This is a genomic window from Neisseria subflava, assembly GCF_005221305.1.
Taxonomy (GTDB): domain Bacteria; phylum Pseudomonadota; class Gammaproteobacteria; order Burkholderiales; family Neisseriaceae; genus Neisseria; species Neisseria subflava.
Map to the genome: position 1 here is coordinate 1149601 of NZ_CP039887.1, position 21652 is coordinate 1171252.

At 49.8% G+C, this 21652-nt stretch carries 21 protein-coding genes; 10 read left to right on the plus strand and 11 right to left on the minus strand.

The annotated features are described in order from the left end of the window. The first annotated feature begins 77 nt into the window (after positions 1 to 77). From FAH66_RS05645 to galU, 3 genes are all read left to right on the plus strand, one after another. A complete protein-coding gene (locus FAH66_RS05645) occupies positions 78 to 1346 on the plus strand; it encodes a cell division protein ZipA C-terminal FtsZ-binding domain-containing protein (protein ID WP_137040971.1) in 1269 nt (422 codons plus the stop codon). A gap of 139 nt (positions 1347 to 1485) precedes the next feature. Further along, positions 1486 to 3954 (plus strand): NAD-dependent DNA ligase LigA, encoded by a 2469-nt coding sequence (ligA, locus tag FAH66_RS05650; RefSeq protein ID WP_137040972.1) that lies wholly within the window; start codon positions 1486 to 1488, stop codon positions 3952 to 3954. A 111-nt stretch (positions 3955 to 4065) separates the two neighbouring features. Continuing rightward, positions 4066 to 4929, plus strand: coding sequence for a UTP--glucose-1-phosphate uridylyltransferase GalU (gene galU / locus FAH66_RS05655; protein WP_137040973.1), 864 nt, complete (start codon positions 4066 to 4068; stop codon positions 4927 to 4929). Positions 4930 to 4983: 54 nt separating this feature from the next. On the opposite strand, the gene FAH66_RS05660 is transcribed toward galU, so the two are convergent. After that, positions 4984 to 6480 carry a TrkH family potassium uptake protein gene (locus tag FAH66_RS05660; protein WP_137040974.1) on the minus strand — a complete coding sequence of 499 codons (1497 nt, stop codon included), beginning with the start codon at positions 6478 to 6480 and terminating at the stop codon, positions 4984 to 4986. Between the two features lie 173 nt (positions 6481 to 6653). Between FAH66_RS05660 and FAH66_RS05665 the strand changes: the two genes are divergently transcribed. From FAH66_RS05665 to FAH66_RS05675, 3 genes are all read left to right on the plus strand, one after another. Next, the gene (locus FAH66_RS05665; protein ID WP_004464264.1) at positions 6654 to 6929 is read left to right on the plus strand and encodes a type B 50S ribosomal protein L31; all 276 of its coding nucleotides are present in this window, start codon (positions 6654 to 6656) and stop codon (positions 6927 to 6929) included. Continuing rightward, positions 6929 to 7054 carry a type B 50S ribosomal protein L36 gene (ykgO, locus tag FAH66_RS05670; RefSeq protein WP_070630500.1) on the plus strand — a complete coding sequence of 42 codons (126 nt, stop codon included), beginning with the start codon at positions 6929 to 6931 and terminating at the stop codon, positions 7052 to 7054. Before FAH66_RS05665 ends, ykgO begins: the two co-directional genes overlap by 1 nt. A 240-nt stretch (positions 7055 to 7294) precedes the next feature. Continuing rightward, positions 7295 to 7702: an MliC family protein gene (locus FAH66_RS05675; RefSeq protein ID WP_137040975.1), complete on the plus strand. Its 408-nt coding sequence runs from the start codon at positions 7295 to 7297 to the stop codon at positions 7700 to 7702. 375 nt (positions 7703 to 8077) lie between these two features. Here FAH66_RS05675 and ileS read toward each other — a convergent pair whose 3' ends face one another. The 3 genes from ileS to FAH66_RS05690 form a co-directional block, all read right to left on the minus strand. Beyond that, on the minus strand, positions 8078 to 10867 hold the full coding sequence (ileS, locus tag FAH66_RS05680) for an isoleucine--tRNA ligase (RefSeq protein WP_137040976.1): 2790 nt from the start codon (positions 10865 to 10867) through the stop codon (positions 8078 to 8080). Between the two features lie 138 nt (positions 10868 to 11005). Continuing rightward, entirely contained in the window at positions 11006 to 11932 is a 927-nt protein-coding gene (gene ribF, locus FAH66_RS05685) for a bifunctional riboflavin kinase/FAD synthetase (RefSeq protein ID WP_137040977.1), read from the minus strand. Positions 11933 to 12055: 123 nt separating this feature from the next. Continuing rightward, on the minus strand, positions 12056 to 12445 hold the full coding sequence (locus tag FAH66_RS05690) for a hypothetical protein (RefSeq protein WP_137040978.1): 390 nt from the start codon (positions 12443 to 12445) through the stop codon (positions 12056 to 12058). Positions 12446 to 12605: 160 nt separating this feature from the next. Here FAH66_RS05690 and FAH66_RS05695 point away from each other — a divergent pair, with 160 nt between their 5' ends. The 4 genes from FAH66_RS05695 to dapC all read left to right on the plus strand — a co-directional run bounded on the left by FAH66_RS05695 (position 12606) and on the right by dapC (position 17204). Beyond that, complete coding sequence (locus FAH66_RS05695) at positions 12606 to 13481, plus strand: YoaK family protein (protein ID WP_137040979.1); 876 nt, start codon at positions 12606 to 12608, stop codon at positions 13479 to 13481. A gap of 217 nt (positions 13482 to 13698) precedes the next feature. Then, positions 13699 to 14379, plus strand: coding sequence for a YiaD family glycine zipper/OmpA-like lipoprotein (locus tag FAH66_RS05700; protein ID WP_137040980.1), 681 nt, complete (start codon positions 13699 to 13701; stop codon positions 14377 to 14379). 340 nt (positions 14380 to 14719) lie between these two features. After that, positions 14720 to 15892, plus strand: coding sequence for an NAD(P)H-dependent flavin oxidoreductase (locus FAH66_RS05705; protein ID WP_137040981.1), 1173 nt, complete (start codon positions 14720 to 14722; stop codon positions 15890 to 15892). Positions 15893 to 16013: 121 nt separating this feature from the next. Then, entirely contained in the window at positions 16014 to 17204 is a 1191-nt protein-coding gene (gene dapC / locus FAH66_RS05710; protein ID WP_137040982.1) for a succinyldiaminopimelate transaminase, read from the plus strand. A 47-nt stretch (positions 17205 to 17251) separates the two neighbouring features. Here dapC and FAH66_RS05715 read toward each other — a convergent pair whose 3' ends face one another. The 7 genes from FAH66_RS05715 to FAH66_RS05745 form a co-directional block, all read right to left on the minus strand. Continuing rightward, positions 17252 to 17422 carry a rubredoxin gene (locus FAH66_RS05715; RefSeq protein WP_003680460.1) on the minus strand — a complete coding sequence of 57 codons (171 nt, stop codon included), beginning with the start codon at positions 17420 to 17422 and terminating at the stop codon, positions 17252 to 17254. 84 nt (positions 17423 to 17506) lie between these two features. Beyond that, positions 17507 to 18598, minus strand: coding sequence for an acyl-CoA dehydrogenase family protein (locus tag FAH66_RS05720; protein ID WP_137040983.1), 1092 nt, complete (start codon positions 18596 to 18598; stop codon positions 17507 to 17509). Between the two features lie 125 nt (positions 18599 to 18723). Next, positions 18724 to 19272 carry a carboxymuconolactone decarboxylase family protein gene (locus FAH66_RS05725; RefSeq protein ID WP_003685141.1) on the minus strand — a complete coding sequence of 183 codons (549 nt, stop codon included), beginning with the start codon at positions 19270 to 19272 and terminating at the stop codon, positions 18724 to 18726. Between the two features lie 149 nt (positions 19273 to 19421). Continuing rightward, a complete protein-coding gene (locus FAH66_RS05730) occupies positions 19422 to 19844 on the minus strand; it encodes a YidB family protein (protein WP_003684921.1) in 423 nt (140 codons plus the stop codon). Between the two features lie 163 nt (positions 19845 to 20007). After that, positions 20008 to 20463: a Holliday junction resolvase RuvX gene (gene ruvX, locus FAH66_RS05735; RefSeq protein ID WP_070748196.1), complete on the minus strand. Its 456-nt coding sequence runs from the start codon at positions 20461 to 20463 to the stop codon at positions 20008 to 20010. Then, positions 20456 to 21004, minus strand: coding sequence for a YqgE/AlgH family protein (locus FAH66_RS05740; RefSeq protein ID WP_137040984.1), 549 nt, complete (start codon positions 21002 to 21004; stop codon positions 20456 to 20458). Before FAH66_RS05740 ends, ruvX begins: the two co-directional genes overlap by 8 nt. Positions 21005 to 21031: 27 nt before the next feature. After that, complete coding sequence (locus FAH66_RS05745; protein WP_137040985.1) at positions 21032 to 21577, minus strand: CreA family protein; 546 nt, start codon at positions 21575 to 21577, stop codon at positions 21032 to 21034. Between the last annotated feature and the right edge of the window lie 75 nt (positions 21578 to 21652).

Genomic DNA, 21652 nt, shown 5'->3' on the forward strand with positions numbered 1-21652 from the left:
CCAGCGAACTTCCCGCGCAGCAAGATTCCGCACCCTGAAAAAGACGGAATGCTGCCTTTTTAAAAAGTGATTACTCCATGATTTTCATCGTCTTAGCACTCGCCGCTCTTTTGGCGGTCATCGGTTACAACATGTACCAGGAAAACCAATACCGCAAACAAGTGCGCGAACAATTCGGCCATTCCGATAAAGATGCGCTTTTGACCAGCAAAACCAAGCACGTCCGCGACAGTAAAGAAACCGGCGGCCAGGGTTTGTTTATCAAGAAAAACAAAAAAACCGAAGAGGCATTGCGCAACCTGCAAGAGCAAGATGAAATCTACGCGGCAAAAGCCAAACTGGCCCACCCTACACAGATTAAAACGGATGTCGAGTTGACTGTGGAAGACGACTTTTCCGCAGAAGAAAAAGTCCAACACACTGTTATCGGCTTAAACAACGAAATTACCGTCAGCCCTGCCGAAGCCGCTTCTGCTCCGGTTGAAACCGCTGCCGAGCCTGTGGCACAAGTACCATTGATCAGCTTGGACGAATTATCGCAAGTCGAGTTGCCTTGGTTTGATCCGCGCTTCGACTACATGGCCTACATCTCCCTGAAACAAGCCCAAGAATTGCACGCCCTGCCGCGCCTTTCCGGCACTCACCGCTTCCAAATCATCGGTTGCACCATGGACGACCATTTCCGCGTTGCCGAGCCGATTCCGGGAGTTTACTACCAAGGCTTCGTTATGGGCCTTCAGGCTGTCAGCCGCAACGGTTTGGCCGCGCGTGAAGAGCTGCAACACTTCGACCAACAGGTTGATGCTTTTGCCCAGCTGATGGACGGCAAAGTTTTGCATACCGACTTGGACGCGTTCACCGAAGTTGCACAAGCTCTCGACCAATTCTGTGCGCGTGTTGACCAAACCATCGCCATTCACTTGGTTTCCCATTCCAATATCAGCGGCGTAGAATTGCGTGCCGCCGTGGAAGATACAGGCTTCAAACTGGGCGAAGACGGCGCTTTCCACTTCGGCGATAACAACAACCCTCAATTGTTCTCCATCCATACTTTGGACAACAAACCGTTTACCAATCTTTTGTTGGACAACCAAGCCTACCGCGGTTTCAGCATGCTTTTGGATATTCCGCATGTTCCGGCCGGCGAAAAAACTTTCGACAAATTCATGGACTTGGTAATCAAACTCTCCGGCCAACTCAGCTTGGACTTAGTTAACGACCAAATGGAAGAAGTTTCCACCCAATGGCTTAAAGACGTACGCAACTACGTTTTGGCCCGTCAGGAAGAAATGCTCAAAGTCGGCATCAAACCCGGCAGCAAACAAGCCCTTCGCCTGTTCTCTTAAACTTCCCCAATCAAAAGCGGATATGCAATGACGGCATATCCGCTTTTTTTCAGGTAAAATCCCTTCATCTTCAATATTCATCGATTTTCAGACGGCCTCTCTATCATCAGGCCGTCTGAAAACTCTATTTCGATTGCACATGAATCCAACCGCACAACGTATCAAATACCTGACCGACCTCCTCAACCGCTACGCCTACGAATACTACACCCTAGACGCGCCCAGCGTACCCGATGCCGAATACGACAAATTGTTCCGCGAGCTCGAAGCATTGGAGTTGAATCACCCTGAGTTGAAACTGCCCGACAGCCCAACCCAGCGCGTCGGTGGCGAGCCTTTGGCAGGCTTTGATGAAGTGCGTCATGAAGTACCTATGTTGTCACTAACCAACGCCTTCTCGCCACAAGATGAAAACGGCGTGTTTGACCATGCCGAAATGTACGCTTTTGATGAGCGCGTTCGTGGCGGTTTAAATGGAGAAAAACCGGAATACGTTATCGAGCCTAAATTTGACGGTCTGGCCATCAGCCTGCTGTACCGCGACGGCATATTGACTCAAGCGGCAACCCGTGGCGACGGCACAACAGGTGAAGACGTTACCCAAAACGTCAAAACCGTATCCAACATCCCCCTGCGCCTGCATGGAGAAAATATTCCCGAGCTTATCGAAATACGCGGCGAAGTCCTGATGCTCAAAGCCGATTTTGCCGCCTTAAACGCACGACAGGCTGAAAACGGACAAAAACCTTTCGCCAACCCGCGCAATGCCGCCGCCGGCAGTCTGCGCCAACTTGATTCACGCATTACGGCACAGCGCAAACTGCATTTCTTCCCCTATTCCATTGCCCGACAACAAGGCGGTTTTATCGCAGAAGAACACCTGCAAGAGCTGAGCTACTGTAAAGATCTTGGCTTCAGCCTGCCTGATGGTAATTTCGGCTGTTTCCCAAATATCGACGAAGTATTGGCATTTTACGAGCAAATGCAGCAAAAACGCCCTACCCTGCCTTACGAAATCGACGGCATGGTGGTCAAAGTCAACAGTCTGGCACAACAAGAAAAACTGGGCTTCATCTCACGCGCGCCACGTTGGGCCATTGCCCACAAATTTCCTGCTGAAGAAGCATTGACCATTGTCGAAGCCATTGATGTACAAATCGGGCGCACCGGCGCAGTAACCCCCGTCGCCCGCCTGCAACCTGTATTCGTCGGCGGCGTTACCGTTACCAACGCCACCCTGCACAATCAGGACGAAGTATCGCGCAAAGATGTACGCGTTGGCGATACAGTTGTCGTGCGCCGCGCAGGAGATGTGATTCCCGAGGTGGTGCGCGTGATTTTTGAACGCCGCCCAATGCAGGAGACCAAGATTTCCGTTTCAGACGGCCTGCAAGACGATTTGTTTGCTGAAACACCTTCTGAAACCCGATCCGAACCGCTTCACAAACCCTACCGCCTGCCCACCCATTGCCCTATCTGTCACAGCGAAATCGAACGCGAAGAAGGCGAAGCGGTTGCCCGATGCAGTGGCGGTATGCTTTGCCAGGCACAACGCGCGCAAGGTTTAATCCACTTTGCCTCACGCAAAGCCATGGATATCGACGGACTTGGTCAAAAACAAATCGAGCAGCTGGTCGCACAAGATTTGGTTCGTCATTTCGCCGACCTCTACCGCCTCGATATTCCAACCCTGCAAAAAATGAAGGAAACAGCGGATAAAGCATCGGCTAATGAGGAAGAACCATCAAACAGTGAGGTTGAAGACTTTAAAAGCGAGATCGGTAATACTCTGCTTGCCAAAAACATTAAAAAACAGCCGACCAAATGGGCGGAAAACATCCTTGCAGGCATAGAAGCCAGCAAAACACCCGAACTTGCCCGCTTCCTTTTTGCCCTCGGCATCCGTCACGTCGGCGAACGCACCGCCAAAACGCTGGCACAGGCATTCGGCACACTGGAAAACGTCCGCCATGCACCCGAACCCATCCTCGCCTGCCTGCCTGATATCGGCACGGTGGTTGCCCGCTCCATCGCTCACTTTTTTGCCCAAGAAGCACAACAGGCGATGATAGACGAGCTGCTGGCTGTAGGTGTTGCCCCGCAAAGCCAGGCTGTCACTATCCCGCCGTTGCGCCATGCCGAACCGCAACGCTGGATTGCCCGCCTGCCTGATTTTAAAATCAGCGAAACCAAAGCATTGGCCTTGTGGGAACTTGCCGGACAAAGCATAGAAGGCTTGCAAAGCGACAAAGCGTTGCCTGCCGATTGGCAAACATGGCGCAGTAAACCGCAAAACGCAGCCCTGCTTGAAAATATGAAAACTTTCTTTGATCAAAAGCTGCCTGAGCTTCAAAATGAAACTATTTCAGACGGCATTAATGAGGCAGTAGCAGGTAAAACCTTTGTATTAACAGGGACTTTACCCACGCTAAAACGAGAACAAGCCCAAGCCATGATTGAGGCTGCAGGCGGTAAAGTTTCCGGCAGCGTATCTAAAAAAACCGACTATGTTGTCGCCGGAGAAGCTGCAGGCAGTAAATTGGAAAAAGCCCAAACTTTGGGCGTGGCTGTATTAAGCGAAGAAGAATTACTGACGTTGCTGGGATAAGACAATATATACAGTCTTTTTCGAGCCGCCTGATACTTTATCATGTGGTATTATCGTTACACACAATTACACTTTCGGGGGCTAATCCCTCAGACAAAATAGGATACCAATATGAAACCCATTAAAAAATGCGTCTTCCCCGTTGCCGGTATGGGCACCCGTTTCTTGCCTGCGACCAAAGCCAGCCCCAAAGAAATGCTGCCTATTGTGGACAAACCTCTAATTCAATATGCAGTTGAAGAAGCGGTTGAAGCCGGCTGTACCGAAATGGTGTTTATCACCGGCCGTAATAAACGCAGTATCGAAGACCACTTCGACAAAGCATACGAGTTGGAAACCGAATTGGAATTGCGTCAAAAAGACAAACTGTTGGAGCACGTTCGCGATATCCTGCCTCCCAACATTACCTGCATGTACATCCGTCAAACTGAAGCATTGGGTTTGGGTCATGCCGTATTGTGCGCGCAGGCTGCCGTTGGTAACGAGCCTTTTGCCGTTATTTTGGCAGACGATTTGATTGACACGCCTAAAGGCGCGTTGAAACAGATGGTTGATGTGTACAACCAAAGCGGTAACAGCATTTTAGGTGTTGAAACCGTTGATCCTTCTCAAACAAGCTCTTACGGTATCGTTGAAGTTGAAAAACTGAAAAGCTATCAGCGTATTATCAACATCGTTGAAAAACCCAAACCGGAAGAAGCGCCTTCCAACCTTGCTGTTGTCGGCCGCTATATCCTGACTCCGCGTATTTTTGACTTGTTGTCCAACCTGCCCCGCGGCGCCGGTAACGAAATCCAACTGACAGACGGTATCGCCCGCCTGCTCGACCATGAGTTTGTTTTAGCTCATGCGTTTGATGGCAAACGCTACGACTGCGGCAGCAAATTAGGTTACCTTGAAGCAACCGTGGCTTACGGTTTGAAACACCCTGAAACTGGCGAACAATTCAAAGAATTGCTCAAGCAATACGCTTAAGCCCAGCCATTATGAAAAGGCCGTCTGAAATTTCAGACGGCCTTTTTCTCAAACTTATTTCTTCCAATATGCCGGAGTCAGCAAAATCAGAACGGTAAAAATCTCCAAACGTCCCAACAACATCACCGCCGTACACAGCCACTTCTGTACATCGCTCAGCGCGGCGTAATTATGCGACGGACCAACTGCCCCCAAACCCGGCCCTGCATTAGTAATACAGGCAATGACTGCCGTAAAGGCGGATAAAAAGTCCAAGCCTGCCGCCATCAGTAAAAAGCTGAATACGATGACCGTCATAAAGTAAATAAAGATGAACGACATGACGGTCAGCGCCATACGATCCGGAATGGAGCGGTTGTTGACCTTTACCGTACGAACCGCACGCGGGTGCAGCAAAATCAACATTTCACGCAAGCTGAATTTGAACAACACCAACGCACGCACGTTTTTAATACCGCCCCCCATAGAGCCTGAACTTGCCAATACGTTCGACAGAAAAAACATCCACAACGACACAATCAGCGGCCATTGAGCAAAGTCTGCATTGGAGAAACCGCTGGCCAATCCGATGGACACAAAGTTGAAGCTGACAAAGCGCAAAGCTTCGCCAAGGCTTTGATAAACGTCCTGCTGCCATAAATACAATGCCGAAATCAAAATACTGCCCGACAAAACCAACAACATGGAACGGCATTCTTCATCTTTCCAATACACCTGCAAAGAGCGGTTGCCCAGCGCAGTAAAGTGGCTGGCGAAATTGATACCGCCCCAGACAGTAAAAAACATCAATGTCCATTCGACTGCCACAGAATCAAAATAGGCAACGCTGTCATCATGTGTCGAAAAACCGCCCAAGGCCACTGCCGACATCGCATGGCACAAGGCATCAAACCAGCCCATGCCGGCAATATGCAAGGATACAAAGGCGGCAGCAGTTGTCAGCGCATAAGCAAACCACAGCCGTTTGGCCACTTGCGAAATACGGGGAGCCATCTTGCTTTCCTTATCCATACCCGGAATTTCCGCTTTGAAAAGCTGCGTCCCCCCCACGCCCAACATCGGCAAAATCGCCACAGCCAGCACGATAATACCCATACCGCCGAGCCAGTTGAGCATGTGCCGCCAAAAATTCACCGACGGTGCCAGCGTATCCAAGCCGGAAATCACTGTTGCCCCCGTTGTCGTCAGCCCCGACATCGCTTCAAAAAACGCATCAGTGAAACTCATGGACGGCATATAGAAATAAATCGGCATCGCCGCTACGATGGCAAAGGCCAACCACAGCATCAATACCAGGGTAAATCCGTCACGCGGCCGCAATTCACGGTTAAAACGCAAAGTCAGCACCCAAGTAACGCACGACACCAACAATACCGTCAAAGCCGTGTAGGCAAACACGAAAAACGCGCTGTCGTGATAAAAATACGACATCAGTGTCGGCACAGCCAACAGCAGTGAAAACAACAGCCCCAGCTTGGACAATACATGGATAATCGGCACAACCTTGCTTACCGCACCACCCAATCTGAAACCCTTATACAAATCCATCATATCCCTATCATCAGAAAACAAAATATTCAGACGGCCTCATGAAAAAAAGGCCGTCTGAAACAGCATATTTTATCAAAATGCCGCACCCCCGTGATAAAGAAAAACCAAAAAACACTTGCCTGCTCTTTTTCTAAGAGTATAATGTTATACCATAACAATAACTGGAGAAAGAAATGAAACCCGATATCCACCCAGACAACTATCGTACCGTCCTGTTTTACGACAGCGGTGCAGACCAAGGATGGCTCATCCGTTCATGTGCCAATACCCACGGAAAAACTATGGTTTGGAAAGACGGAGTAGAGTATCCCCTCTTCTCTCTTGATACCTCTTCCGCGTCCCACCCCGTATACACAGGCAAACAACGCAATGTCAATGTCGAAGGCCGCGCCAGCAAGTTCAACCAACGTTACCAATCCATGATGTCTTCTTTCAGAAAGGATAAATGATGCAAGTCCTCTCATCCCTGAAAACTGCAAAAAAACGACACCGCGACTGCCAAATTGTCCGCCGAAAAGGCAAAATGTACGTCATTTGCAAGAGCAATCCCCGTTTTAAAGCACGCCAGCGTTAAGCTGTCCTATCCTTCTTTCAATGTAACTCTCTGAATTTTCCGCACTTTCGTTTACCTCTAGCGCAAGTGCGGCTTTTTTCAAACGGCATTAATCATTCATATCAAAACTACAAAGAATCCTGCCATACTCCCGGAAACAGGAAGAAAAAGTAAATAATGGTTATCCCTATTGTGAAGCCATAAAGATATTTATAACATGCCGCTACATTCTTCCTTCAACACTGACCATAGGAGTCAAAAATGAAAGTAAAAGCCCTGCTTGCAATTGCCACCGCCATGAGCCTCGCTGCCTGTGCCGCACCTGAAGCCCATCGCCATGACTATGGTCAACATCATGAGCACAATCATGCACACGAACATGGCCACCAACATCATGACATGCACAACCATGACCGTGTTCAATCATTCAGCTGCGAAAACGGCCTGTCTGTACAAGTCCGCAACCTGAGCACCAACCAAGTTGAACTGCGTCTGGACGACAAAGTTGCCACCCTGTCTTCTGCCGTTGCAGGTTCAGGTGAACGCTATGTTGCCAACCAAGGCCTGTTCGGCAAAGGCGCTGAATGGCATCAAAAAGGCAGCGAAGCATTCTTCGGCTTCACTGACCCATACGGCAACAAAGTAGAAACTTCTTGCTCTGCACGCTAATTTCTACTTAGCGATAGAATAGTTGAAGGCCGTCTGAAAACTTGTTTCAGACGGCCTTTTATATTGGATAAAACGAATAAGGAATATAGTTTCCTTTTAAGGATAAAAACGTAAATATGAGGCTACTTAAAGGTTCAAAATACGTCCATACTCCATGGATAAGTAAGACCCTTTGAAAAGTACTTTCTACGAGAATATATTTTTCAATATGCGTCAAATCCACTATGCACATACTGACTATCTCTATTGATCAAAACTACAAATCCCAATTACCCTTCAAAATCTATTCGCTATACGAAACAGATTCAATAAACAAAGGCCGTCTGAAAACCTATTTTCAAAGTTTTCAGACGGCCTTTATCTTAGACCAAACAATTAAGCGTAATGTCTGTCTTCGCCTTTACCGTCAACGTTGTCTGCACAACGTTTACAGATGGTTTCATGGCCTGCAACTGCGCCCACATCGTGGGTGTAGTGCCAGCAGCGTTCGCATTTTTCACCATCACTGGCTTTAGCGGTTACAGCAAGTTCATCACCTACTTTCACTTCAGCTTTAGACACCAGCAAAGCAAAACGCAATTCTTCGCCCAAAGTGTTCAGATAATCGGCAATTTCTTCCGGAGCCGTAATTTCGGCTTCGGCTTGCAATGAAGAGCCGACGGTTTTATCCGTACGCAGAGGCTCGATGGCGGCAGTTACTGCTTCGCGTGCTTCGCGGATTGCCGTCCATTTTTTCACCAATTCGGCTTCGGCTTTTTCATTGATAGATGGGAACTCATGCCATGCGTGGAAGAGGACGCTGTCTTCTTCGCCGCCACCGATGATGTCCCATGCTTCCTCGCCGGTGAAGCACAAAATTGGAGCAATCAGCAGAACCAGACTGCGCGTGATGTGATACAGGGCAGTTTGCGCGCTGCGGCGTGCATGGCTGTCTGCTTTGGTGGTGTAGAGGCGATCTTTCAAGATATCGAGGTAGAACGCGCCCAAGTCTTCCGAACAGAAAGAAACAATGTCTTTTACAGCAAAATGGAAGGCATAGCGCGGATAGTAATCGCCTGCCAGACGCTCTTGCAGCTGACGTGCCAATACCACGGCGTAGCGGTCGATTTCCACCATGTCTGCCTGTTGCACGGCATCTTCAATAGGATTGAAGTCGCTGAGGTTGGCAAACAGGAAGCTCAAAGTATTGCGGATACGGCGGTAGCTTTCAGTTACGCGTTTGAGGATTTCTTTGGAAATCGCCAATTCGCCACTGTAATCGGTGGATGCCGCCCACAGACGCAGGATGTCTGCGCCGAATTCATTGTAAACTTCTTGCGGTGCAACGACATTGCCGATGGATTTCGACATTTTGCGGCCGTTTTGGTCAACCACGAAACCGTGGGTCAGCAGCTGTTTGTATGGCGCGCGACCCATTGATGAAGCACAGCCGGTCAGCATGGACGATTGGAACCAGCCGCGGTGTTGGTCGCTGCCTTCGAGGTACAAGTCAGCCGGCCATTCCAATTCTTCGCGTTGTTTCAAGACGGAGTAATGGGTCGAGCCGGAGTCGAACCACACGTCCATCGTGTCGGAAAGTTTGTCGTAATTTTCACAATCTTCCGCGCTCAAGAGTTCACTCTTATCGAGAGAGAACCATGCTTCGATGCCTTTTTCTTCGATTTTTTGGGCAACTTTTTCCAAAAGTTCGGCAGAGTTCGGATGCAGCTCGCCCGTTTCTTTGTGAACAAAGAAAGTCATCGGCGTGCCCCAATAGCGTTGGCGTGAAACCACCCAGTCGGGGCGACCTTCAATCATGGCTTCGAGGCGCGCACGACCCCAAGACGGGAAAAACTCGGTATCGTCCACGGCTTTGATGGCTTTGTCGCGCAAGGTTTTACCATCGGTACCTGCTTTGTCCATACCGACAAACCATTGGCCGGTCGCACGGTAAATCAACGGCGTTTTGTGACGCCAGCAGTGTGCGTAGCTGTGTTCGATTTTGCTGCTTGCCAAAAGGTTTCCGGTCTCTTCCAGCCATTGCAGGATAACGGGATTAGCTTCCCAAACGCTCATGCCGGCAACACGCGGCGTTTCGCTGATGTATTTGCCTTCGGCGTTGACAGGGTTGTAAAGCTCGATGCCGTATTTATTGCAGACAGCGTAGTCTTCCAGACCATGCGCAGGCGCAGTATGCACCAAACCGGTACCGGCATCGGTGGTCACATGGTCGCCGTTGAGCATGGGAATATCGCGTTCGAGGAACGGATGATTCATATGCAGGTTTTCCAGCTTGTCGCCTGTGGTTTCGGCGAGAATAGCAATGCCGTCTGAAAAACCGTAACGTTTGAGCGCGTCTTCTGCCAAATCTTTGGCCAACACCAATTTGCCTTTAGGCGTATCAATCAGTTGATACACCACGTCTGCGCCAGCTGAAACAGCTTGGCTCGCAGGCAAAGTCCAAGGCGTGGTTGTCCAAATAACGGCAAACGCTTTGCCTTCGATACTTGCCAAACCAAATGCGGTGGCAAGCGTGGCGGTGTCTTTAAACGGATAGGCAACGTCAATCGCAGGCGATACTTTGTCTTTGTATTCCACTTCCGCTTCAGCCAGCGAAGAGCCGCAGTCCAAGCAGAACTGAACCGGTTTAGCGCCGCGGTAAAGATAGCCGGATTTGTAGATTTCACCGAGCATACGCACGGTATCGGCTTCGGTTTTGAAATCCATGGTCAGGTAAGGATTGTCCCAGTCGCCCAACACGCCCAAGCGGATAAAGTCTTTTTTCTGACGGGCAATCTGTTCGGCGGCGTATTCGCGGCACAATTCGCGGAAACGGGCTTTAGGCATATCTTTGCCGTGCAGTTTTTCTACCATTACTTCGATAGGCAAACCGTGGCAGTCCCAACCCGGTACATAAGGCGCGTCAAAACCGGCTTGGGTTTTGCTGCGGATAATGATGTCTTTGAGAATTTTATTGACGGCATGACCGATGTGGATGTCGCCGTTGGCATACGGAGGACCGTCGTGCAGAATGAATTTCGGACGGCCTTTGGCGATTTCGCGCAGTTTTTGGTAGCGTTTTTGCTCGTACCAGCTTTTCAGCCATGCAGGCTCGCGCTTGGCAAGATTGCCGCGCATTGGAAACGGGCTCTCGAGCAGGTTTACGGTTTTACTGTAATCGGTCATTTTTTGATCTCTATTGTTGCGGTATTTCGGTTTCAGACGGCCTGATTGCTCATTTTGAAAAGAACAGGTCGTCTGAAAAAATTCAAAGGACTTATTGTAGCCCAATTGTCTTGATTTTATAAGCATCTAGAAGCGTTTCTATGCTTCCCAAACCTTCGCATCTTCCATATCTTGCAAAATTTGGGTTTTCAATGCTTCGATACTCTCAAATTTTTTCTCATCACGCAGTTTGTGCAGGAAGCGGACGAAGATACGCTGGCCGTACAAATCGCCGTTGAAATCGAACAGATGGACTTCCAGCTTTTGCGAGCGGTTGTTGCTGACAGTGGGATTAAAACCAAAGCTGGCAACGCCTCGGCGCGTGCCGAATGTGCCGTCTGCTTCAACGACAAATACGCCGCTTAGCGCATAATGATACGGAGGAAGTTGGACATTGGCGGTAGGCGCGTTGATGGTGCGGCCGAGTTTTTGTCCGTGTTTGACCTTTCCGCTCAACACATAATCATGGCCCAACAGTTTTTTGGCATATTCCAACCTGCCGTCTGAAAGGGCTTGGCGGACGGCGGTACTGCTGGTGCGGATGTCTTCAACAATAACGGGCGGCGTGCGCTCGGTTTGCATATCGGGCTGTTGTGCCAAGAGTTCAAAACAACCTTCACGGCCGGCACCGAAACGGAAATCGTCGCCAATCAGCAGATAACGCGTGTTGAGTGTTTGGCGCAAAAGCTGGTCGATAAACGCTTGCGCGCTCATATCGGAGAAAGCTTGGTTAAAACGCAAGACCCAAACGGCATCCACGCAGCCGGTTTCACGCAAAAGGCGCAATTTGGTACGCAGCGGACTGATGCGGTAAGGCAGCTTTTTCCCGGCTTTGCGTGCAAAAAATTCTTTGGGCTGAGGCTCAAAAACAACAACGACAACAGGCAGACCGCGCTGGTCTGCCTCTCGTTTGAGTTTTTGTAGAATGTGTTTGTGCCCGAGGTGTACGCCGTCGAAGTTGCCGATGGTTACGGCGGCTCCTTGCGGAAATTTGGGCGCGTGTCGCTGTCCAAGCCAGATGTTCATGGGTGGTGGGTATTGTGTTTGAATAGGCGGCTATTGTAAACGTTATTGCCGTTTCAATAAACCTTAGGCCGTCTGAAACCAATAAATATATGCTTTCAGACGGCCCTAAAGTTTGTTAATACCTTACCACCACCAAGGATAACGGCCAAACGGATAGCCCCAATCATCGTAATAGCGATAGTAGCGGGCTTCGCGCAGCTGTTCTTGGGAAATATAGTTTTGCCATGCCATTTTGTAGCAGGCTTGGAACATCGGATCGGAAACTTTGTCGATATATTTGAGTCGGAAAGCTTTTTGTTCTGCAGTTGCGGCACCGGGTTTGCCTTCTTCGTCAAATTTGCGGCGGATCAGCGCGGCAGTTTCCTGATCGCATTGGGCGGCAAGATGTACTTGAAGATCCTGCTCATAGCGTTTCTGCGCTTGGGCGCGTGCGGCTTTTTGCTCGGGCGTGGTGGCGCAGGCGGCCAGCAATGCAACGGCGCCAAACAATAAGGTCAGACGGATAGGATTCATTGAATGTTTCCTTATACTTATGTATAGCTATTAATGTACGCCCTCATTGTGTAATGGGCAAGTGTGGCAACTTGGGGACACTTTATATTATTTGTTTTTGGCAGCAGGCAGTTGCATATAAAATACACTCTGTATGAATGTTTAACTACAAACCCACTCAATGAACGCTGACAAACCGCCCCACTCCTACCGATTGCGCCACCACAGGCAACACACACCGCCGTTTTGGCAGGCGGATCGCCCGTATCTGCACGAACACAATATTTCCGATGCCCGTTTCAGACGGCTGGGCTACATCATGGCCTTTCTTGCCGGAGCGATTAATGCCGGCGGTTACTTCGCATTCTCACGTTATACCTCCCACGTTACCGGCTCAATGTCGCTGTTGGCAGATGTTTTGTATCTTCAAGAGTGGAGTGTGGCCATTATTGCCACAATCAGCGTGTTATGTTTTGTTGCCGGAGCCGCACATTCGGGCTGGGTGATTTTGTGGACGCAGCAAATGCGTTTCCGTGGCAGCTTTGGATTTTCCATGTGGCTGGAAGCGGTTTATCTGTTGATTTTCGGCTTGTTCGGCATTGCCGCGATGGAATGGGATTTTGGCGGCCCGAATTTCATCATGCCGTCTTTAGCATTATTTTTATTGTGCTTTATCATGGGCATGCACAATACCGTCATTACGCTTTTGTCCGGCTCCGCCATCCGCTCCACCCACATGACCGGCACGGCAACCGATTTGGGCATTGAAATTTCACGCGCACTTTATTATTCCAAGCAACATCATCCGCGCCTGCCTCACGTCCGCGTCAACAAACCCAAAATGTGGCTTTTAAGCGGCCTAATGCTGTCGTTTTTACTGGGCGGCATCGTTGGCGTATGGGGTTATCATTTGGTCGGCCATCATTTCGCCCTGCCCGTCTCCGCCGTTTTGTTCATACTGGGCGCAGGCTCGGTGGGATACGATGTCAAAGTCAGATTGAAATGGGCATTTGTCAGCTGGTATCGCCGTAAAAAGGAAAAACGGAAGAAATCGTAAAGAAACCTGCTTTTTATCTGGCGACAAAGTGGCCAAACGGTCAGACAAATGCAGAAATGTTTCAGTATTATGTTAACTGGCAAATATTTGCGTAATATCGGGTTAAACCCATTCTTTTGCGTTTCGGATATTCGGTATCATTAATTCGTAATGACCCACGCGGTTTTTATTCATTTTTTCAGACGGCCCGATCCGTCATCTAAAAAGAGGATACGACATGAAATTCTTGAAACCCCTGACCGTTATTGCTACTGCAATTCCTTTGGCACTCACCGGCTGTGTGACCGATCCTGCTACCGGTCAACAATCCGCCAGCAAAACCGCTATGTACGGTTTGGGCGGTGCGGCTGTTTGCGGCATCGTTGGTGCGCTGACCCATGGTGGTAAAGGCGCGCGTAACTCCGCATTGGCTTGTGGTGCAGTAGGTGCCGGTATCGGCGGTTACATGGACTACCAAGAGAAAAAACTGCGTCAAAGCCTGGCCAACACCAACATCGAAGTTGAACGTCAAGGCAACCAAATCAAACTGGTTATGCCTGAAAACGTAACCTTCGCTACCGGCAGCGCCGCCCTGAGCGGTCAAGCTCAAAGTGCCTTGTCTGCCGCTGCGCAAACTTTGGTTCAATATCCTGACACGACTTTGACCATCAACGGCCACACCGACAACACCGGTAACGACGCCATCAACGAGCCATTGTCTCGCAACCGCGCCGAATCTGTTGCCGCCTTCCTGCAATCTCGCGGCGTAAGCAGCACCCGTTTGAGCACTTTCGGTTACGGCTCCCGTCAACCCATCTCCTCCAACGCTACTGTTGAAGGCCGCGCACAAAACCGCCGCGTTGAAATCTTGATCAACCCCGACCAACACGCCATTGACGCCGCTAAAAAACAAATGTAATCCGACATCTGTCTGATTCCCATACTTAAGGCCGTCTGAAATTTCAGACGGCCTTTTTCTTTGTAGATTTTGTTTGCAATTTCTCCTTCTTAATCCAATCCACCATAAAATTTATTCTTTTATTAACAAGACTTTTCAATTTTTCCTTTAAAAAGACTATATTAATACTCTAATTTTTACACTGACTTAGAGTATAATCCCTAAAATTTTAAAAACACGCCTCATGCCGTCTGAAAAACGGCGGCGAAAAACACACTTATTTATATACACATCAGCCCGTTATCCAATCCATTTCATAGGATTTCAGACGGCACTATCCAGAATCTATGAAGGAGCATCCATGCAAAACAACTTTGACCCATTGATTATCCGTGGCAAATCACTGATCCCCGTCGTACAAGGCGGTATGGGCGTAGGCGTTTCCGCATCAAAACTCTCCAGCGCGGTTGCGCGCGAAAACGGCGTGGGTACGATTGCCAGCGTCGATTTGCGCCACTTGCACGAAGATTTGCTGGCCGAATCAAAAATCGATTCCAGCGAAGAAAAATACACCCGCCTCAACTGCATCGCGCTTGACCGTGAAATCAAAAAAGCCAAAGCCGATTCAGAAGGCAAAGGCATGATCGCCGTCAACGTCATGAAAGCCGTCAAAGACCATGCCGCCTACGTCCGTCAGGCCTGCGAATCCGGTGCAGACGCGATTGTGATGGGTGCAGGTTTGCCTTTGGACTTGCCGGAAATGGCCGAGGGCTACCACAAAGATGTCGCCCTTTTCCCTATTTTGTCCGAATCACGCGGTATCAACATCGTTTTGAAACGTTGGATGAAAAAAGGCATCTTGCCCGATGCCATCGTTATCGAACACCCAGCCCACGCAGCCGGCCATTTGGGCGCGGCGACCGTTGACGGTGTGAACGATGCTAAATTCGAGTTCAAACGCGTTATTGAAGAAACGTTTGAAGTATTCAAAAACTTGGGCTTGGAAAGCGAAAAAATCCCGTTGATACTCGCAGGCGGCATGGCAAACTTTGAAAAAGTCAAAACAGCCTTGAAAAACTGGGGTGCGTCCGCCGTCCAAATCGGTACCGCGTTTGCCGTGACCGAAGAAGGCGATGCCCACATCAACTTCAAAAAAACGCTGACCGGTGCGGAAACCGAACAAGTGGTTGAATTCATGTCTGTTGCCGGTTTGCCTGCTCGCGGCGTGCGCACCAAATTCCTCGACAGCTACATCAAACGCGAGGCCAAATTGCAAGCCAATGCCAAAAACGATCCGCGCCGTTGCACACAAGGCCTGAACTGCCTGACCAGCTGCGGTTTGCGCGACGGTTTAGCCAAAGCCGGTCAATTCTGTATCGACATCCAACTTTCCGCAGCATTCCGCGGCGAAGTTGATAAAGGCCTGTTTTTCCGCGGTAAAGACCCGCTGCCGTTTGGCAATGCCATCCGCACGGTTCAAGAAACCATTCATTATCTCTTGAACGGTTCACTGCCCGCCGTCCCTGCCAAATAAACGCATCAACACTCAAAAGGCCGTCTGAAAAACATTTAAACCCTGTTTTCAGACGGCCTTTTTGTCCCAATCCATCTAAAAAATGCTAAGATTATTGCCTGAATTTATCAGCAGAAACATCATGAACCCATTATTGAACCATCTTAAACCCTATCCTTTCGCCCGCCTGCGTGAAGCTATGCAAGGCATTGATGCACCCGAAGGCGTAACGCCCATTCATCTGCAAATCGGCGAGCCGAAACACCCGACGCCCAAAGTCATTACAGATGCGCTGACCGCCTCTCTGCACGAACTGGAAAAATATCCGCTGACTGCCGGCCTGCCCGAACTGCGCCAAACCTGCGCCGAATGGGTTGCCCGCCGTTATGATGGTTTGAGCCTCAACCCCGACAATGAAATCCTGCCTGTATTGGGCAGCCGGGAAGCTCTGTTCTCTTTTATCCAAACCGTTTTAAATCCGGCTTCAGACGGCCCCAAACCGGTCGTTATCAGCCCCAACCCGTTCTATCAAATTTACGAAGGCGCGACTATTTTGGGCGGCGGCGAAATCCATTTTGCCAACTGTCCAGCACCCAGCTTCAACCCCGATTGGAGCAGCCTGCCCGAAGACGTATGGCAACGCACCAAAGTCCTGATCGTCTGCTCGCCCAACAACCCGAGCGGCAGCGTCCTGCAATTAGAAGACTGGAAAGAAATTTTTGATTTGCAAGACAAATACGGCTTCGTTATTGCCTCTGACGAATGCTATTCCGAAATCTATTTTGACGGCAACAAACCAATCGGCGGCCTGCAGGCTGCGGCGCAATTAGGACGCGGCACGCGCAACATTATTATGTTCACCAGCCTGTCCAAACGCTCCAATGTCCCCGGTTTGCGTTCCGGCTTTGTCGCAGGCGATGCCGAGTTGCTCAAAAACTTCCTGCTCTACCGCACCTACCACGGCAGCGCGATGAGCATTCCCGTCCAACGCGCCAGCATTGCCGCTTGGAACGATGAAGAACACGTCATTGACAACCGCCGTCTCTACCAAGAAAAATTCGACCGCGTCATCCCTATTTTGCAACAGGCATTCGATGTCAAACTGCCTGACGCGTCGTTCTACATTTGGCTGAAAGTTCCCGATGGCGACGACTTGGCATTTACGCGCAACCTGTGGCAGAAAGCCGCTATCCAAGTGTTGCCCGGCCGCTTCCTCGCCCGCGATACCGAACAAGGCAATCCGGGCGAAGGCTACGTCCGCATCGCTTTGGTTGCCGATGTGGAAAGCTGCGTTAAAGCGGCTGAAACCATGGTTGCTTTATACCGCCGATAAAACAAAGGCCGTCTGAAATTTCAGACGGCCTTTTTAAATCAACCAAGTTATATCACGAAATCCAACAGATAAAAATCTTCTTTGCCTACGCCGCACTCAGGGCATTTCCAGTCGTCGGGAATATCCTCAAACTTGGTTCCGGCAGGCAGGCCGTGCTCGGGGTCGCCGAGGTCTTCGTCGTAAATCCAGCCGCAAGGGCCGCACATATATTGAGCCATTTTGTGTTCCTTCTATTTTAAAAGGCCGTCTGAAACCGTGTTTTCAGACGGCCTTTCGTGTGTTTTATTGTTGATATTTTGAATTTATTGCGCTGCTTCCAAAGCGGCGATTTCTTTACGCAGGTGTTTGATGGCCGGTGTTACGATGGCAACAAACATGGCCTCGCGGACGCGGCGTTGCGCCGGACTGCGCATCAGATAACCTTTCGCGCCTGCATGCAATGCGGCAGATTGAGTGGCGTTCAGTGCCAACACGGCAGCGGCTTCACGCAGTTTCAAGGTTGCCAGCGTATCAGGTTTATTGTTCCACGCATCATCGGCAAGGCGTTCGGTTTCCGCCCATGCACCGTCCAACGCGGCTTTCAAATCATCGTAGCTGTGGTCGAGGTAAGCGTTCACTTCCGCGTTCACTACATTGGCTATGCGGATAATGTCAAGCGCACCGTCAATCACACCGGCGCCGATACCTATTTGCAGCAAGATGAAACCGGCTTTAATGGTTGGAATATAAGACTGGAACTGCTCAGGCGTAGCAATCACATCTTCATCGGGAATAAACACGTCTTTAAAATTCAGGCTGTAAGTGCGCGTGCCTTCCAAACCGCAAAACTCAGGGCAATCTTGCAGGGTCACGCCTTCCCATTGGCCACCGGTAATAAACATCACATAGCTGTCGCCGACTTGGGCAGTATTCGCCCAAATATGGTCTTCGCCGATATTGGATACCCAAGGCAAAGCGCCGTTGACTTTGTAGCCGCCTTCGACACGTTCGGCTTGCAGATTGTGTTTTTCGATACCGGCAAGGTGTTTGACGGTATTGGACATACCCGTACCGGCCAAGACTTTGCCCTGCAGAATATCGGCAAGATATTTGTCTTTAACCGCTTGGTTGGGGGATTGATGCAGATACCACGCGCAAGCTGCCTGACACCATGCGCTGAACGAAGTCGCGCCGCATTCTTTACCGATTTCGCGCAATACGGCGATTTGCGTTGCCAAACCCAAACCGTTACCGCCTTCTTCAACCGTACCGGTCGCGGCAAAACCGCCGATTTTGCCCAATTCCAGCATAAATTCTTTCGGGTACAGGCCTTTGCGGTCGATGTCGTCCACCAATGGTTTCAGCTTGCTTTTAACGAGTGCGGCAACATTGTTCAGTAAAGCTTCGCGTGTCATGATTTTTTCCTCTGAATAAGGTTTGAAGCGTAGATGGTTCTACTCATGAATTATTCTTGGCAACAAGGATATCCCTTGCTTTTTACTAAAAGGCCGTCTGAATTTTCAGACGGCCTTTGATGAAATTAGGCAAATGCCTGCAATTCAGGGTTGATTTCAGTTTTGGCAAGGTTGTTGACGTAGTTGCACAAGGTTGCCAAAGCAACGCCCATGACGACTTCAACGGCTTGCTGTTGGTTGTAGCCTGCATCAAAGAACGCTTTCAGCTCGTCATCGGATACCGCACCTTTTTTCGCCATAACGGCTTGGGTGAATGTCGCCAAAGCACCCAGTTTGGCATCGTCAAACTCGCCTGCAGCCAATGCGCGGGCGGCTTTGATGGATTGTTCGGACAGCAGTTTTTTCAGGGTAGCCAGTTTGGTGTGGCCGGCAACGCAGAAACCGCATTCGTTAGTACGGGCGGCGATGATTTGGACAACCTCGACTTCGCCGTCAGTCAGGCTGTTGGCCGCATTCAGCTTGCCAACTTCTTGATAAAACGCCAAAGCTTCAGGCGCATTGGCCAAAACGCCAATCAGGTTAGGAATAAAGCCGTTGTTTTTCAATACGGCTTCAATGCGTGGTTTAGCAGCTTCGGGAGCGGTTTCAACTGTGTGTATGGTCAAGCGGGACATGTGTATAACCTTCTTATCTGGTGAAATGAAGTGCCCATCATAAGCCATCCTTCTCCATCAGAAAAAGACTTATTGGTTATTTGCCGCGAACCAAAAGTTATAAGGCCGTCTGAACGGATTCAGACGGCCTTATCAAATGATTCAACTCATTATTTCATAAAGTTTTTCAGCAGCATAGAAGCGATGTCGTCCAAGCCGAAGCCATCCGCATCTTGAGCCGTGCCGTTAGGCGTGGCTTTATCGACCAAGTCAGGCAATACTTTTGCCAACAAATCGCCTGCTTGACCGGCATCCACGCCGAATTTTTGCGCGATTTGGTTTACCGTATCGCTGCCCAAAGCATTTTGCAGGTCGCTACCGGACACAGGCAGGTTGCTGGATTGGTTGGAAACCCAGCTGCTTAGGGCATCGCCCAAACCGCCTTGTTGCAGTTGGTTGATCAAGTTGCCCACGCCGCCTTGCTGTTTCACCAAATCCATCGCCATATCGGTCAGAGAACCTTGTGCGCCGTTTTCGCTGTTGCCACCCAACATTTGAGTAGCCGCATTCAAAAGATTATCCATGAGTGCCATGACTTTTTCCTTGTATTTGTGTCTAAAAAAAGAAAACGGAGTGTAGCAAAATTTGTACTGAAAAAATCAGGCTTAACCAAACTAAACTTCTTTTATCCCAAAGCCGTAACAAAACAAAGGCCGTCTGAAACCCGGTTTCAGACGGCCTTTATAATGAATAATGCTATTCTTCGCGGCCATTGAAATACTCGGCCGCGCCACCTTCAAAAAACCCTTGCAAAATCGCCTGCGCCGCTACTTGGTCAAGTACGGATTTTTGTTTTCGGCCAAATACTTGGGCTTCAGCAAGCAAGCTTTCCGCGTATAGGGAAGACATCCTTTCGTCCACCCAATAAACCGGCAAGTTAAAACGTCCCTGCAAACGGCGGCCAAACTTGCGGCTCAAACGGGTCAACTCATGCTCCGTTCCGTCGGTATGTGTCGGCAGTCCGACCACAAAATACTTGGGCTGCCATTCTTTGACCAGCTTGGCAATGGCCTCGAATTTTTCATCATTGCTGTTGCCGGTTACCGTCGCCAGCGGATGGGTCATGCCCAACTCGGCATCACCCTGCGCCACGCCGATACGTGCCTCGCCGAAATCAAAGGCCAAAACCGTGCCTTTAGGTGCATCAGGCATGGCCGACTCCTGAAACCAAGGCGTTCGGATTGATGCCCAATTTTTCAAAAGCGGCGGCATAACGGAGTTCGTAAGGCACATCAAACAGAATATGCTCGTCCGCAGGGACGGTCAGCCAAACATTTTCTGCCAGCTCGCGTTCCAACTGCCCTTTACCCCATTTTGAATAACCAATGCTGATCAAAGCCTTATCAACCGCACCTTCTTTAGACAGGTTTTCAATCACATCGCGCGAAGAAGTCAGCGCGACGTTATCGGTTACCACCATGCTGTTTTGCCAGCGGCCGATCGGCGTATGCACGACATAGCCGCGCTCAATCTGAACCGGCCCGCCCATCATCACGTTTTCATGTTGCAGGCGCAACGGGATATTGCGATCTGCGGCGGCGAAAATCATGTCCATGGTAATCGGCGAAGGCTTGTTGATGATGATGCCCAGCGCACCTTCTTCATCGTGTTCGCACACATAAATAACCGTATCCGTAAAAAACGGATCGTCCATATGAGGTATGGCAATCAGGAAATGGTTGGCTAAATTCATATTCTTTTAATCTATAAGCTGATTTTATTATTTTTGTCCGTCGGCAACCGGCGCGTCCACCACGCACGCACCGTAAACCGCACCGCCTGCCGGTACCGGCGTATCGGTTTTCGCATGGGCAAAACACGATACCGCGCTCAAAGAGTTTTTCGGCGAGCCTTGAACGATTTTATCGCTGTACACCAAATAAGCGAAAGACTTACGTTTCGGGTCGTAATAGCGGATAATCTGCTGGCTCTTAAATGCTATGCTGGCGCTGCGTTTGAACACTTGCCGCGGTTTCAAAACCGCAGACTCGTTATAACGGATGACTTCCGCACTTTGCACGCAGGAAACCGATGCGTCGCTGGCATCTTCTTCCAGATTGACCGTTTCTTTCAAACCGCCTTTTTTCGCGTACGAAATATAACAGGCAACCCCCTGCACATCAGGATCGTCAAAACCTTCCACTTCAATACGGTCGTTTTTACCCAGCATATGAAACACCGTACTGGCGCGTCCGATTTTATCGGTATCGTTACCGCAAGCCGCCAAAACCATGGCGCCCAACACTACTAATAAATATTTTTTCATAATATCCTGTCGATGCAGACTGTCAGTTTCCAGGCAGACTAAACCCCGTCCGCCCACTCTATCGTTACTATATAA

Excerpts from the sequence above, each read along its gene's own strand:
- FAH66_RS05665 (WP_004464264.1), top strand. The coding sequence starts at position 6,654 with ATGAAACCCGATATCCACCCAGACAACTATCGTACCGTCCTGTTTTAC.
- FAH66_RS05705 (WP_137040981.1), top strand. The coding sequence starts at position 14,720 with ATGCAAAACAACTTTGACCCATTGATTATCCGTGGCAAATCACTGATC.
- FAH66_RS05725 (WP_003685141.1), bottom strand. The coding sequence starts at position 19,272 with ATGTCCCGCTTGACCATACACACAGTTGAAACCGCTCCCGAAGCTGCT.
- FAH66_RS05730 (WP_003684921.1), bottom strand. The coding sequence starts at position 19,844 with ATGGCACTCATGGATAATCTTTTGAATGCGGCTACTCAAATGTTGGGT.
- ligA (WP_137040972.1), top strand. The coding sequence starts at position 1,486 with ATGAATCCAACCGCACAACGTATCAAATACCTGACCGACCTCCTCAAC.
- FAH66_RS05645 (WP_137040971.1), top strand. The coding sequence starts at position 78 with ATGATTTTCATCGTCTTAGCACTCGCCGCTCTTTTGGCGGTCATCGGT.
- FAH66_RS05675 (WP_137040975.1), top strand. The coding sequence starts at position 7,295 with ATGAAAGTAAAAGCCCTGCTTGCAATTGCCACCGCCATGAGCCTCGCT.
- FAH66_RS05720 (WP_137040983.1), bottom strand. The coding sequence starts at position 18,598 with ATGACACGCGAAGCTTTACTGAACAATGTTGCCGCACTCGTTAAAAGC.
- FAH66_RS05745 (WP_137040985.1), bottom strand. The coding sequence starts at position 21,577 with ATGAAAAAATATTTATTAGTAGTGTTGGGCGCCATGGTTTTGGCGGCT.
- FAH66_RS05690 (WP_137040978.1), bottom strand. The coding sequence starts at position 12,445 with ATGAATCCTATCCGTCTGACCTTATTGTTTGGCGCCGTTGCATTGCTG.
- ileS (WP_137040976.1), bottom strand. The coding sequence starts at position 10,867 with ATGACCGATTACAGTAAAACCGTAAACCTGCTCGAGAGCCCGTTTCCA.
- FAH66_RS05715 (WP_003680460.1), bottom strand. The coding sequence starts at position 17,422 with ATGGCTCAATATATGTGCGGCCCTTGCGGCTGGATTTACGACGAAGAC.
- dapC (WP_137040982.1), top strand. The coding sequence starts at position 16,014 with ATGAACCCATTATTGAACCATCTTAAACCCTATCCTTTCGCCCGCCTG.
- ruvX (WP_070748196.1), bottom strand. The coding sequence starts at position 20,463 with ATGCCTGATGCACCTAAAGGCACGGTTTTGGCCTTTGATTTCGGCGAG.
- FAH66_RS05740 (WP_137040984.1), bottom strand. The coding sequence starts at position 21,004 with ATGAATTTAGCCAACCATTTCCTGATTGCCATACCTCATATGGACGAT.
- ykgO (WP_070630500.1), top strand. The coding sequence starts at position 6,929 with ATGCAAGTCCTCTCATCCCTGAAAACTGCAAAAAAACGACACCGCGAC.
- FAH66_RS05660 (WP_137040974.1), bottom strand. The coding sequence starts at position 6,480 with ATGATGGATTTGTATAAGGGTTTCAGATTGGGTGGTGCGGTAAGCAAG.
- galU (WP_137040973.1), top strand. The coding sequence starts at position 4,066 with ATGAAACCCATTAAAAAATGCGTCTTCCCCGTTGCCGGTATGGGCACC.
- ribF (WP_137040977.1), bottom strand. The coding sequence starts at position 11,932 with ATGAACATCTGGCTTGGACAGCGACACGCGCCCAAATTTCCGCAAGGA.
- FAH66_RS05700 (WP_137040980.1), top strand. The coding sequence starts at position 13,699 with ATGAAATTCTTGAAACCCCTGACCGTTATTGCTACTGCAATTCCTTTG.
- FAH66_RS05695 (WP_137040979.1), top strand. The coding sequence starts at position 12,606 with ATGAACGCTGACAAACCGCCCCACTCCTACCGATTGCGCCACCACAGG.